This window comes from Halomonas rhizosphaerae, assembly GCF_030012485.1.
Lineage (GTDB): Bacteria > Pseudomonadota > Gammaproteobacteria > Pseudomonadales > Halomonadaceae > Halomonas > Halomonas rhizosphaerae.
In genome coordinates, this window is the sequence record NZ_JASCQQ010000026.1 from 1 (window position 1) to 12,236 (window position 12,236).

A 12,236-nucleotide genomic window follows, 5' to 3' on the forward strand; every position below is an offset into this window, starting at 1 on the left:
CGAGGATCTTCAGGGTATTGGTGCCGCCATGGGCGTTCATGTGGTCGCCCCGGGTGAGGATCACGTGGTCGCCGGGCTCGGCGATGCCCTGCTCCACCAGTCGCTGCAGCGCCCGGTCGTTGAGCTCGGCGGCCGACATCTCGCTGGTGTCGAAGGGCAGCGAGACCACCCCGCGATAGAGCGCCATACGCCGCTGGGCCACCGGGTTGTGGGCCAGGCCGACGATGGGCAGCCCCGAGCTGATGCGCGAGGCGATCAGCGGCGTGTAGCCGGAGGCGGTCATGCAGGCGATGGCGGCGACCCCGGCGAGGTGGTTGGCGGCGTACATGGCGGAGAGCGCGATGGTCTCGTCGATCTGCGAGAAGCCCTCATGGATGCGGTGGCCGGACTCCTGGATGCGCCGCTCGCGCTCGGCGCCCAGGCAGACCCGGTCCATGGCCGCGACGGTCTCCACCGGGAAGTCGCCGGCGGCGGTCTCGGCGGAGAGCATCACCGCATCGGTGCCGTCGAGCACCGCGTTGGCGACGTCGAACACCTCGGCGCGGGTGGGCAGCGGGGCCTCGATCATCGACTCCATCATCTGGGTGGCGGTGATCACCGCGCGGTTGAGCGTGCGGGCGTGCTTGATGATGCGCTTCTGGGTGCCGATCAGCGCGGCGTCGCCGATCTCCACGCCCAGGTCGCCGCGCGCCACCATCACCGCCTCGCTGGCGCGGATGATGGCGTCCAGCGTCTCGTCGTCGGCCACCGCCTCGGCGCGCTCCAGCTTGGCCACCAGGCCGATCTCGCGGCCGGCCTCGCCGAGCCGCTCGCGGGCCTCGACCATGTCGGCGGCGCTGCGCGGGAAGGAGATCGCCAGGTAGTCGACGCCGATCGCCACGGCGGTCTCCAGGTCGGCCTTGTCCTTGTCGGTCAGCGCCGGGGCCGAGAGGCCGCCGCCCTGCTTGTTGATGCCCTTGTTGTTGGAGAGCGTACCGCCCACCACCACGCTGGTGTGGATCAGGTGGTCGGCGACCCGGTTGACGTCGAGCACCACCCGGCCGTCGTCGAGCAGCAGGCGGTCGCCGGGGCCGACGTCGTCGGCCAGGGTCTTGTAGTCGCAGCCGACGCGGGTCTCGTCGCCCTGGTCGCTGCCCAGGCCCATGTCGAGGATGAAGGACTGCCCCTCCTCGAGTTCCACGGCGCCCGCCTTGAAGCGGGCGATGCGGATCTTGGGGCCCTGGAGGTCGCCCAGGGCGGCGACGCTGCGCCCCAGGCGGTCGGCGATGGCGCGGACCCGTTCGAGGCGGCGGCGGTGGTCATCGGGGCTGCCGTGGGAGAAGTTGAGGCGCACCACGTCGACGCCGGCCTCGAGCATCGCCTCGAGGACGCCCTCCCGGTCGCTGGCCGGGCCCAGGGTGGCGACGATCTTGGTGCGACGGATGGGGGTATGGGGCGGAGCAGGAAGGGGACGGGTCATGGGGTCCTCGGCAGTACCAGGATGGCACGGAAATCGTTGACGTTGGTGCGCGTCGGCCCGGTGACGATCAGATCGTCCAGGGCCGCGAAGAAAGTATACGCATCATTGCGTGACAGATAATCGACGGGGTCAAGGCCCCGGGCGTGGGCACGCGCCCAGTCCTCGGGGGCGAATAGCGCCCCGGCATTGTCCTCGGACCCGTCGATGCCGTCGGTGTCGATGGCCAGGGCATGGATGCCCTCGGCGCCGCGCAGGGTCTCGAACAGCCCCAGCAGGTACTCGACATTGCGCCCGCCCCGGCCGTCGCCCTGCACGGTGACGCTGGTCTCGCCTCCCGAGAGCAGCAGCAGGGGGGCGCGGCGTCCGTCGCGGGCGGCCAGCGCCAGGCGTCCCTGGGCACGCCCCAGCTCCCGGGCTTCGCCTTCCAGGTCGTCGCCGAGCAGGCGCACCTCGACACCCGCGGCCTCGGCGGCGATGCGGGCCGCCTCGAGGGCATCCCGGGCCCGGGCGAGGACCTCGCTCGCGTCGCGGGCGAAGGCCTTGTCCCCGGGATGCGGGGCCGGGGCATTGGCCGCCAGGTGACGGCGCACCCCCGCGGGGATCGCGATGCCATGGCGCTCGAGGATCGTCAGGGCGTCAGCGGGCGTCGTGGCGTCCGGCAGGGTCGGCCCCGAGGCCACCAGCGAGGCCTCGTCGCCGGGCACGTCCGAGATCAGCCAGGTCAGCACCCGGGCCGGGTGGGCCGCCGCGGCCAGGCGGCCGCCCTTGATGGCGGAGAGATGGCGGCGCACGGCATTGATCTCGCGGATCGGCGCACCGCAGCGCAGCAGTTCCCTGTTGATCGCCTGCTTCTCGGCCGGGGTGATGCCCGGCGCCGGCAGGCTCATCAGCGCCGAGCCGCCACCGGAGATCAGCGCGATGACCAGGTCGTCCGCGCCCAGGTCCGCCACCGCCTCGAGCATGTGCCGGGCGGCCCGCTCGCTCAGGTCATCGGGCATGGGGTGGGAGGCCTCGAGGACCTCGATGTGGCGACAGTCGACACCCCGCCCTTGTACACCATGGCCATGACGGGTCACCACCAGGCCCTCGAGGGGCGCCTGGGGCTGGCGGGCCTGCCAGGCACGCTCCAGCGCCGCGGCCATGGCGGCGGCGGCCTTGCCGGCCCCCACCACCCGGGTGCGGCCTCGCGGCGGCGCGGGCAGCACGGCGGGCAGCAGGGCATCGGGATGGACGGCGGCAACCGCGTGCTCGGCCAGCTGCCGGAGCCAGGCCCGCGGCGTCTCGGCCGGGTCGCGGGCGACCAGCGGGGTCAGGGTATTCATGGGGATCTCCTTCACGAAAAAGGCCCGGTGACGAGCGGGGTGCTTCAGGGGGAACCCGCCACCGGGCAAGGATCGCCATCGGCGATCCGGCAGGCGACGACCCGACGCCTGCCGTCAGGGAGCAGTCACCTCCCTGTCGCCCGCCGGCTCAGGAGAAACGGCGGGCAGAACTCACGACCTGTACAGGGGCACGAGCCCCTTCACTCCTGGCCCACCTCGTGGTCGGCCAGCGCCTCCAGGGCCCGCAGGATGCCGGCGTGATCCCAGTCGGCGCCGCCGTGGGCGGCACAGGCCTGAAACAGCTGTTGGGCGTTGGCGGTGCCGGGCAGCGCCAGGTTGAGGCTGCGTGCCCCGTCCAGGGCCAGGTTGAGGTCCTTCTGGTGCAGGCGGACCTTGAAGCCCGGGTCGAAGGAGCGGCTGATCATTCGCTCGCCGTGAACGTCGAGGATCTTCGACTGGGCCAGGCCACCGAGCAGCGACTCGCGCACCTTGGCCACGTCGGCCCCGGCCTTGGAGGCGAACAGCAGGCCTTCGGCCACCGCCTCGATGGTCAGCGCCACCACGATCTGGTTGGCCACCTTGCAGGTCTGGCCGGCGCCGTGGCCCCCGATGTGGGTGATGGTCTTGCCCATCACCTCGAGGATCGGCATGGCGCGCTCGAAGCCCTCCTGGGTGGCGCCCACCATGATCGTCAGCGCCGCGTTGATGGCGCCACCCTCGCCGCCGGAGACCGGGGCATCGACGTACTCGCCGCCGGCCTCGTGGATGCAGCGGGCGAAGTTCTGGGTCGCCAGGGGGGCGATGGAGCTCATGTCGATCACCAGGGTGCCGGGCCTGAGGCCCTCGGTGACGCCGCCCTCGCCGAAGAGCACCTCCTCGACGTCGGGGGTGTCGGGCACCATGGTGATGATCACCTCGGCCTCGGCGGCCACCGCCGCGGGATTCTCCACCTCGCGCATGCCCTTGTCGGCGAGGGTGGCATCGAGGGTGCCGCGCTTGACCGTCACCAGTTCATGGCCGGCGTCCAGCAGGTGGCCCGCCATGGGACGGCCCATGATGCCGAGGCCAATAAATCCGATCTTGCTCATGGTCTCTCTCCTGTCGTGTCTTGTTACCTTGCTTCGATGAGGTGCCTGCATGTCTGCTCGGGGCTGATCCGGCGACAGGCCCTGCGAGGAGGCGCTGTGAACCCCTCCCTGGGCGCTACCGATGCCGTCCCTGGCATAGGACCTCCTCTTCGGCCTGCCCCCGGCGCCCCTCGCTGTGACTATCAGTCGCTATTCCCGATAAGTAGGACCTTCAGCCGCAGACGGCGTCCAGCCAGCCAAGCCCCTCCTGGGTGCCCGCCCTCGGCTTGTACTCGGCGCCGACCCAGCCTTGGTAGCCCAGGCGATCGAGGTGCGCGAACAGGAAGGGATAGTGGATCTCGCCGGTGCCTGGCTCGTGGCGCCCCGGGTTATCGGCGATCTGGACATGGGCGATGCGATCGAGGTGCTTCTCGATGGTCGGGGCCAGGTCCCCCTCCATGACCTGCATGTGGTAGATGTCGTACTGCAGCTTGAGGTTGTCGCTTCCCACCTCGTCGAAGAGGGCGAGCGCCTGCTCGGTGCGATTGAGGAAGAACCCCGGGATGTCGCGTGTGTTGATCGGCTCGGCGAGCAGCAGGATGCCGGCGGCCTCGAGCTTCTCGGCGGCGAAGCGCAGGTTGTCGACCAGGGTGCGGTGGGCATCGGCCTCGCTGACGCCCTGCGGCGGGATGCCGGCCAGGCAGTTGACCTGGGTGTTGCCCAGCACGCGGGCGTACTCGATCGCCTCGTCGACGCCGCTGCGGAACTCCTCGACGCGATCCGGGTGGCAGGCGATGCCACGCTCGCCGGCCCCCCAGTCGCCCGCCGGCAGGTTGAACAGTACCTGGGTCAGGCCATGGTCATCGAGGCGCTGCTTGATCGCGGCGGCCTCGAACTCGTAGGGGAAGAGATACTCCACGCCCCGGAAGCCGGCACCGGCGGCGGCCGCGAAGCGGTCGAGGAACGCCTCCTCGGTGAACAGCATGCTGAGATTGGCGGCAAACTTGGGCATATCGAACTCCTTGCGTCTTGCCTTCTGGATGGTGTCTCGACGAACCGCGGTCAGACGGTGGCGGTGATGGCACTGGGGGCATCGGTGACGCTCTCGGCCAGTTCCTCGAATTCGTTGATGGCGTCGATCTCGGTGCCCATGGCGATGTTGGTCACCCGCTCGAGGATCACCTCGACCACCACCGGCACCCGGTGCTCGGCCATCAGCTCCCGGGCCTGGGCGAAGGCCGGGCCGATCTGCTCGGGCCGAGTCACGCGCAGCGCCTTGCAGCCCAGCCCCTCGGCCACGGCGAGGTGGTCGACGCCGTATTCGCCCAGCTCGGCGGCATTGACGTTCTCGAAGGAGAGCTGGACACAGTAGTCCATGTCGAAGCCGCGCTGGGCCTGGCGGATCAGCCCCAGGTAGGCATTGTTCACCAGCACGTGGATGAAGGGCAGCTTGAACTGGGCGCCGACCGCCAGTTCCTCGACCATGAACTGGAAGTCATAGTCGCCGGAGAGCGCGACGATCTCGGCCTCGGGGTCGGCGCGCCGCACGCCCAGCGCCGCCGGGATGGTCCAGCCCAGGGGGCCGGCCTGGCCGCAGTTGATCCAGTGGCGCGGCTTGTGGACGTGAAGGAACTGGGCACCGGCGATCTGCGACAGGCCGATGGTGCTGACGTAGCGGGTGTTCGGGCCGAACGCCTTGTTCATCTCCTCGTAGACCCGCTGGGGCTTGACCGGCACGTTGTCGAAGTGGGTCTTGCGCAGCAGGGTGCGCTTGCGCTCCTGGCACTCCGCCGCCCAGGCCGTGCGATCCTTGAGGCGGCCCGCGGCCTTCATCTCACGGGCCACCTCCAAGAAGAGGTCGAGTGCCGCGCCGGCGTCGGAGACGATGCCATAGTCGGGCCCGAACACCCGACCGATCTGGGTCGGCTCGATGTCCACGTGGACGAAGGTGCGACCCCGGGTATAGGTCTCCACCGAGCCGGTATGCCGGTTGGCCCAGCGGTTGCCGATGCCCATCACGAAGTCCGAGGCGAGCAGGGTCGCATTGCCGTAGCGGTGGGAGGTCTGCAGCCCCACCATGCCGGCCATCAGCTCGTGGTCGTCGGGGATCGCCCCCCAGCCCATCAGGGTGGGGATGACCGGCACCCCGGTGAGCTCGGCGAACTCGACCAGCCGGTCCGAGGCATCGGCATTGATGATGCCGCCGCCGGCCACGATCAGCGGGCGCTCGGCCGCCTGGAGCATGGCGATGGCCTTCTCGGCCTGGGCCCGGGTCGCGGCGGGCTTGTAGGCCGGCAGCGGCTCGTAGGTGTCCGGGTCGAACTCGATCTCGCTCATCTGCACGTCGATGGGCAGGTCGATCAGCACCGGCCCCGGGCGCGAGGAGCGCATCAGCTGGAAGGCGTGCTGGAAGGCGCGTGGTACCTGGGCCGGCTCGAGCACCGTAACCGCCCACTTGGTGACCGGCCCGGCGATCGCCTGGATGTCCACCGCCTGGAAATCCTCCTTGTGCAGCCGGGCGCGGGGCGCCTGGCCGGTGATGCAGAGGATCGGGATGGAGTCGCCCGAGGCGGAATAGAGCCCGGTGATCATGTCGGTGCCGGCGGGGCCGGAGGTACCGATGCACACCCCGATGTTGCCGGCCTTCGTGCGGGTGTAACCCTCGGCCATGTGCGAGGCGCCCTCGACATGGCGGGCCAGGACATGGTCGATGCCACCCAGCTTGCGCATCGCGGCATAGAAGGGATTGATGGCAGCACCGGGTACCCCGAAGGCGACATCGATGCCTTCCTTGCGGAGCACGTGAACGGCGGCTTCAGCGGCAGTCATGCGCGTCATGACATTTCCTCCTGTGAGGGGATTGTTGTTTTTGAAAAATATTTCTGTATACAGAGACTAGGCACCCCGCCGCGGGCCGTCAATATTTACTGGAAAATATTTCCACTTAATTTGGAATAATAAAATACCCAAGCCATTTCATTGGCTTGGGTTACTGAAAAATATACAGAAAATCAGTCTCTCACGTCAGGTAGGGCACCGACGTTGGGAGCCACCAGAGGCGAATCAGGGATGCTTTCGTATCCAATGCTCAAGCATCGAGCCGCAACAGCGCTTCGCCGATCCCGGGGAAGGCCAGCCTGGCCTCCTGCCCGGCACGCATCGCCACCACCCCGTTGAAGGTGCCGGTGGTGATCACCTCCCCGGCATCGATCCCACGCCCGCTGGCACGAACATGCGCGTTGATCATCTCCACCAGCAGTCTCGCCGGGTCACCGCCGGGGTGGCCGCCCTTCCCGCTGATCACCGTCTCGCCGTCCAAGTCGAGGCGGTAGGGCGCATCGCGCATCTGGCTCAGGTTTTCGGGCGGTGCAGCAGCGCCTAGCACGAAGGCTCCATGGCTCAGCCCATCGGCCAGCTGCCACAATGGCGGCACCTCGGGCCAGGCCTCGAAGCGGCTGTCGACCAGCTCGATTGCCGCATGCAGGCTGGCCACCCGGGGAATGATCTCCTCGAGCCGATAGGGCACATCGCGCGGAACCACGGCCTCCCCCATCACTACGGCCAGTTCGGGCTCCAGATAGACGCGGTGGAAGTCACCACGCGAGAAGCGGGCTGGCGACAGCTGGCTGCGTTCTGCGAACAGCCGCGAGTAGCGAGGGATTTCGCCCATGACGATGCCGCCCAACTTCCAGCCGCTGGGGGTGCCGAGGGCCGCGGAGATGCGCGCCTGTAGGGCATAGGCCTGCGTCTCGTCCTCCAAGACCAGGTCCTCGGGGACCGGGATCATGGCCCCGGGGGGATAGGCCGCCAGCAGGCGTTGGGCGGCCGTCTCGATCACGGTGTCAGGCTGCATGCCTCAGAACCCCTTCGCCTGCCCGCGCGGCCGGGCCGGCAGCGGCTTGTCACAGGTCAGGAAGCGCCCATGCCCTGCCTCGGCGCTGGGCTCTCCGTCGCGGGAAACCGCGACCCCCCGGCACAGGGCCAGCATCGGGCGCCCGGTCAGTTCGAGGCCCTCGTAGGGGGTGTAGTCCACGGCGTGGTGCAGCGAGGCGTTGCGCACAGTCGAGTGCGCCCGAGGATCCCAGAGGGTGAGGTCGGCATCGCTGCCGATGGCGATGGATCCCTTGCGCGGATAGAGGCCGTAGATCTTCGCGGGATTGGTGGCAGTCAGGGCCACGAATCGGGTCGGGTCGATTCGCTGCTTGATGACCCCCTCCGAGAAGAGGATCGACAGGCGGGTCTCGAGCCCCGGAATCCCATTGGGGATGTGGTGGAAGCCAGCCTCCTCCCCGTGCAGCTTCTTGCCCCGGGGATCGTCATAGCGAAACGGCGCGTGGTCGGATGAGAAGACCTGGAAGACCCCGCTCTCCAGAGCCTGCCAGACCGCCTCCTGGGCCGCCTTGTCGCGTGGGGGCGGGCTGCACACGCACTTGGCCCCTTCGAAGCCTTCCTGGTCGAGGTCAGAGGCGGTCAGCATCAGGTACTGGGGGCAGGTCTCGCCATAGACACGCAGGCCGCGACCCTGAGCCCAGCGGATCTGCTCGATGGCCTCGGGACCGGACACGTGAACGATCAGCAGCGGCACGTCGATCAACTCCGCCAGCGAAATGGCCCGGTGGGTAGCCTCACGCTCGGCGATCGCCGAATGTGCCACACCGTGGTAGAACGGCGACGTCTGCCCCTGGGATTCGAGCAGCTCAGTCAGGTAGGCGATGCAGTCGGCGTTCTCGGCATGCACCATCACCATGCCGCCCTCGCGGCGGGCCATGGCCAGCACCTCGAGCACTTCGCGATCGTTCAGCTTCAGATCGTCGTAGGTCAGGTAGATCTTGAAGGAGCTGTAGCCCTCGGCGATCAGCGCCGGCAGCTCCTCCTTCAGTACCGATTCGGTCGGATCGGTGACGATCATGTGAAAGGCGTAATCGACCATCGCCTTCCCCTCGCTGCGGCGATGGTAGTCCTCCACCGCTGCTCGCAGACTCTGGCCCTTCTGCTGGGCGGCAAAGGGAATCACCGTGGTCGTGCCGCCACAGGCCGCCGATCGGGTGCCTGTCAGGAAGTCGTCGGCCATGACCGCCCCATCCCCCAGCGGCTGGTCCAAGTGGCAGTGCGCATCGATGCCGCCCGGCATCACCCAAAGCCCCCGGGCATCGATGACCTCGCCGGCTTCTCCCAGGTCCTGGCCCAAGGCGACGATGCGCCCATCCTTGATGCCGATATCGGCATCGTAACTGTCGGCCGCGGTGATGATGCGGCCATTGGTGATCAGGGTATCGAAACGAGTCATGTCCATTACCTTGTCGTTTTTCCGGAACCTAGCCCATGGCCTCGGGCAGCCACATCACGAGTCCGGGCCAGAGAATGATCAGCAGCACGAACAGCAGCATGATGGCCAGGAACGGCAGGCTGCCGACCATCACGTCGGTGATGGAGCCGCGCCCGCGCACGCCCTGGACCACATAGAGGTTCATGCCGATCGGCGGGGTGATCAGAGAGATCTCCATCATGATCACCAGGAAGATGCCGAACCACACCGGGTCGAAGCCGAACTGGACCACCATGGGCACCACGATGGGCACGGTCGCGATCATCATCGACAACGTCTCGAGGAAGCAGCCCAGCACGAGATAGAAGACCACCAGCGCCAGGATCAGACCCAGCGGCGTGAGGCCCAGGTCAGCGACCCAGCGTGTCAGGGTGGTGGGGATGCCAAGGATCCCGACGATGTAGTTGAGGAAGAAGGCCGCCACGATGATCAGCATGATCATTGCCGTGGTGCGCGCCATCGACAGGAAGCACTCGTGCAGCATCGTCCAGGTCAACTTGCGGTTCCAGGCGGCCAGCCCCAAGGCCGCGATGACGCCCAGGGCGGCCGCCTCGGTAGGCGTCGCCCAGCCGCTGTAGATGCTGCCGATGACGATAGCGAACACGAAGGCCGGGGGCAGCAGGTCCACCAGCGAGGCGAGACGCTCGGGCAGGGTCGAGCGCTCGGAGGCCTGGCCTACCACCCCGGGTCGCAGCAGGCTGAAGGCCATGATGGTCAGCATGAAGGCCCCCGCCAGAGCCAGTCCCGGAAGTATCCCCGCGATGAACAGCTTGCCGATGGAGGTGTTGGTGATGGCGCCGTAGATGATCATGTTGATGCTGGGCGGGATCAGGATACCCAGGGTCGCCCCGGCCGCCAGGGTGCCGAGCGCCAGCCGCTCGCTGTAGCCACGCTCGGCGAAGGCCGGCAGCGCCACGGTGCCGATGGTGGCCGCTGTGGCTACCGAGGAGCCCGACATTGCGGCAAACACCGAGGAGGCTCCGATGTTGGTATGCAGCAGCCCGCCCGGCATGCGATCGAGCCACACCGAAAGCGCGCTGTACATGCGCTCGGTAATCCCGCTGCGAAGGAGCAATTCTCCCAGCAGGATGAACAAGGGAATCGCCGTCAGGATGAAGTCATTCAGGGTGCCCCACAGGGTATCGCCGAAGGAATAGAGCAGCGGCGTACCCAGGTACATCAGGGTACCCAAGGTGGCGATGGTGAAGATCGACACGGCCACGTGGATGCCGGCCGCCATCATGCCCAGCATGATGACGAAACCGACCATGACCTCGAAGGCTCCGATCATGACCCTGCCCTCCCCTGCTCGGTGGCGATGCCGCTGCCATAGTCCTGGCGCGCCTCGTCCAGTTCATCGTCGGTGGAGCGCGGTCCATACTCCCGGTCCAGCGTCGCCAGTTGGCCGGTGACCAGCAGCTTGACTGCCCGGCCCGCCAGCAGCACCGTCAGTACGGTGAAGACGCCAAGCCCCATCACCCAGAGACTCTGCGGGATCCACAGCGGCGTCTGCAGTGGCGTGCTGGCCAGGCTGCCGAACTCCAGGGTTTCCTTGAGCGTTTCGACAGCGCGCCACAGCATGAAGGCCGAGAAGGCTGACAGCAGCAATATCGCGATGGCGTTGAGCGGTGCCTGCAGCATTCGTGGAAGGCGCGTCAGCAGCACGTCGACCCGAGTATGGGCACGGTGCAACAGGGCGTAGGCGAAGCTGAAGGAGACGCCGATGGCCAGCACGTAGCCACCGATCTCGTCGACGCCTTGCAAGGAGAAGTTGAACAGTTTGCGAGCCACCACCTCGAAGGTGATCAGCAATGAGAGCCCGAGGGACGCGTAGCCGGCGGCTATCGCGGCGCCATGCGCCAGCCGCCTGGCCAGCAGATAGGGGTGCTGTGAAGACATTGTGATACTCCCATGAGGCTCCGGCCGATCCGTGCCGACCGGAGCGCGCCAGCGGCATTACTCGGTAATGGTCATGCCGGCGGCATCACCCACCGTCTCATTCCAGACCTTGACGCAACTCTCGTACTGCCGGCTGCAGGTCCCGGCCCACACGGGGAGCACTTCTTCCTTGGTGATCGCTTCCACCTGCTCACGGGAGGCCGGATCGATCTCCACCAGCGCCATGTCGTAGGCCTCGTGACGGGAACAGCTGTCCTGGCCAGTGTTGCAGGCGATGGCATCGTCGTTGACGCCATAGGCCAGCTCCCACATCTGCTCCTCGAGCCGCTCGAATGCCTCGGTAAGCGCCTGCTGTTGCGACTCGTCGAAACGGTTCCAGGTATCCAGATTCATGAAGTGACCCTGGACCGAGTAGGAAAGCGGCAGTGGCACGAAGGTATCGGTCACCTCGGGCCACTTGCCGTTGTTGCCGGCGGAGGGAGCGGTGACACCGCAGTCTGCCACGCCGCGCTGCAGTGCCAGATAGACCTCGCTGAACTGCAGGGTTACCGGGGTCGCACCTAGCCCCTCCACCAGCCGAGACATGGAAGGGGTGAAGACACGTACCTTCTTGCCGGAGAGGTCACCTACGTCGTCGATGTCCCCGTTGCAGAACATCATCTGCGGGCCGAAGGGCCAGAGCGTCATCAGCTTGGCGTTGAAACGCTCCTGCAGGCGCGCGTCGAAGGCCTCCCGCACGGCATCGACTGCTTCGCGTTGGGCATCCAGGTCCGGCGACACCCCCGCCAGGTCGATGCCCTCGAAGAAGGGCTCGTCACGGGAGGCCATGCCGATCTGCACCGACATGACGTCGAAGGCCCCAGAGCGGATGTTGCGCAGGGCATCGGCAGCCTCCACGCCGATGGCATCCATGGTGTTGTAGACCACCGCCAGGTCGTCACGGGCGTTCAGCTCCTCGAAGAAGGGACGTTCGACCTCATCCACGTGAAGCTTGTTGCCCGAGAAGTTGCCGACCACGCGCAGCGTGGTCTCGGCCTGGGCCAGGCCGCCAGCCACGATGCCGCCCGCCAGTGAAACGCCGAGCGCCAGGGCCTTGAAGGGAGTCTTGATGGACATGAGGTCACCTCGTCTTTGACTTTGTTGTGGGTGGTGCATCGATCATC

The 12,236-nt window shown here is 67.4% G+C and carries 10 protein-coding genes; all 10 read right to left on the minus strand.

Going from position 1 to position 12,236, the window contains the following annotated elements; genetic code table 11:
* A partial coding sequence (gene pyk, locus QLQ86_RS10465) for a pyruvate kinase (protein ID WP_282816883.1) occupies positions 1-1,459 on the minus strand: 1,459 nt, incomplete at its 3' end.
* Entirely contained in the window at positions 1,456-2,781 is a 1,326-nt protein-coding gene (locus QLQ86_RS10470; protein WP_282816884.1) for a glycerate kinase type-2 family protein, read from the minus strand. The genes pyk and QLQ86_RS10470, both read right to left, overlap by 4 nt.
* Before the next feature lie 200 nt (positions 2,782-2,981).
* On the minus strand, positions 2,982-3,869 hold the full coding sequence (locus QLQ86_RS10475; protein ID WP_282816885.1) for a 2-hydroxy-3-oxopropionate reductase: 888 nt from the start codon (positions 3,867-3,869) through the stop codon (positions 2,982-2,984).
* Between the two features lie 211 nt (positions 3,870-4,080).
* Positions 4,081-4,860, minus strand: coding sequence for a hydroxypyruvate isomerase (hyi, locus tag QLQ86_RS10480; protein WP_282816886.1), 780 nt, complete (start codon positions 4,858-4,860; stop codon positions 4,081-4,083).
* 50 nt (positions 4,861-4,910) lie between these two features.
* Positions 4,911-6,686: a glyoxylate carboligase gene (gene gcl / locus QLQ86_RS10485; RefSeq protein WP_282816887.1), complete on the minus strand. Its 1,776-nt coding sequence runs from the start codon at positions 6,684-6,686 to the stop codon at positions 4,911-4,913.
* A gap of 250 nt (positions 6,687-6,936) precedes the next feature.
* Positions 6,937-7,701: a 2-keto-4-pentenoate hydratase gene (locus QLQ86_RS10490; RefSeq protein ID WP_282816888.1), complete on the minus strand. Its 765-nt coding sequence runs from the start codon at positions 7,699-7,701 to the stop codon at positions 6,937-6,939.
* Positions 7,702-7,704: 3 nt separating this feature from the next.
* On the minus strand, positions 7,705-9,135 hold the full coding sequence (gene hydA, locus QLQ86_RS10495) for a dihydropyrimidinase (RefSeq protein ID WP_282816889.1): 1,431 nt from the start codon (positions 9,133-9,135) through the stop codon (positions 7,705-7,707).
* 28 nt (positions 9,136-9,163) lie between these two features.
* Positions 9,164-10,465 (minus strand): TRAP transporter large permease, encoded by a 1,302-nt coding sequence (locus tag QLQ86_RS10500; RefSeq protein ID WP_282816890.1) that lies wholly within the window; start codon positions 10,463-10,465, stop codon positions 9,164-9,166.
* Positions 10,462-11,073: a TRAP transporter small permease subunit gene (locus QLQ86_RS10505; protein ID WP_282816891.1), complete on the minus strand. Its 612-nt coding sequence runs from the start codon at positions 11,071-11,073 to the stop codon at positions 10,462-10,464. The genes QLQ86_RS10500 and QLQ86_RS10505 overlap by 4 nt, the downstream gene beginning before the upstream one ends.
* 57 nt (positions 11,074-11,130) lie before the next feature.
* Positions 11,131-12,189, minus strand: coding sequence for a TRAP transporter substrate-binding protein (locus tag QLQ86_RS10510; RefSeq protein ID WP_282816892.1), 1,059 nt, complete (start codon positions 12,187-12,189; stop codon positions 11,131-11,133).
* Positions 12,190-12,236 lie beyond the last annotated feature (47 nt).

Bases quoted from the DNA above. Each gene is read 5' to 3' on its own strand.
- QLQ86_RS10510 (WP_282816892.1), bottom strand. From the start codon at position 12,189: ATGTCCATCAAGACTCCCTTCAAGGCCCTGGCGCTCGGCGTTTCACTG.
- hydA (WP_282816889.1), bottom strand. From the start codon at position 9,135: ATGACTCGTTTCGATACCCTGATCACCAATGGCCGCATCATCACCGCG.
- QLQ86_RS10475 (WP_282816885.1), bottom strand. From the start codon at position 3,869: ATGAGCAAGATCGGATTTATTGGCCTCGGCATCATGGGCCGTCCCATG.
- QLQ86_RS10500 (WP_282816890.1), bottom strand. From the start codon at position 10,465: ATGATCGGAGCCTTCGAGGTCATGGTCGGTTTCGTCATCATGCTGGGC.
- hyi (WP_282816886.1), bottom strand. From the start codon at position 4,860: ATGCCCAAGTTTGCCGCCAATCTCAGCATGCTGTTCACCGAGGAGGCG.
- QLQ86_RS10490 (WP_282816888.1), bottom strand. From the start codon at position 7,701: ATGCAGCCTGACACCGTGATCGAGACGGCCGCCCAACGCCTGCTGGCG.
- gcl (WP_282816887.1), bottom strand. From the start codon at position 6,686: ATGACGCGCATGACTGCCGCTGAAGCCGCCGTTCACGTGCTCCGCAAG.
- QLQ86_RS10470 (WP_282816884.1), bottom strand. From the start codon at position 2,781: ATGAATACCCTGACCCCGCTGGTCGCCCGCGACCCGGCCGAGACGCCG.
- QLQ86_RS10505 (WP_282816891.1), bottom strand. From the start codon at position 11,073: ATGTCTTCACAGCACCCCTATCTGCTGGCCAGGCGGCTGGCGCATGGC.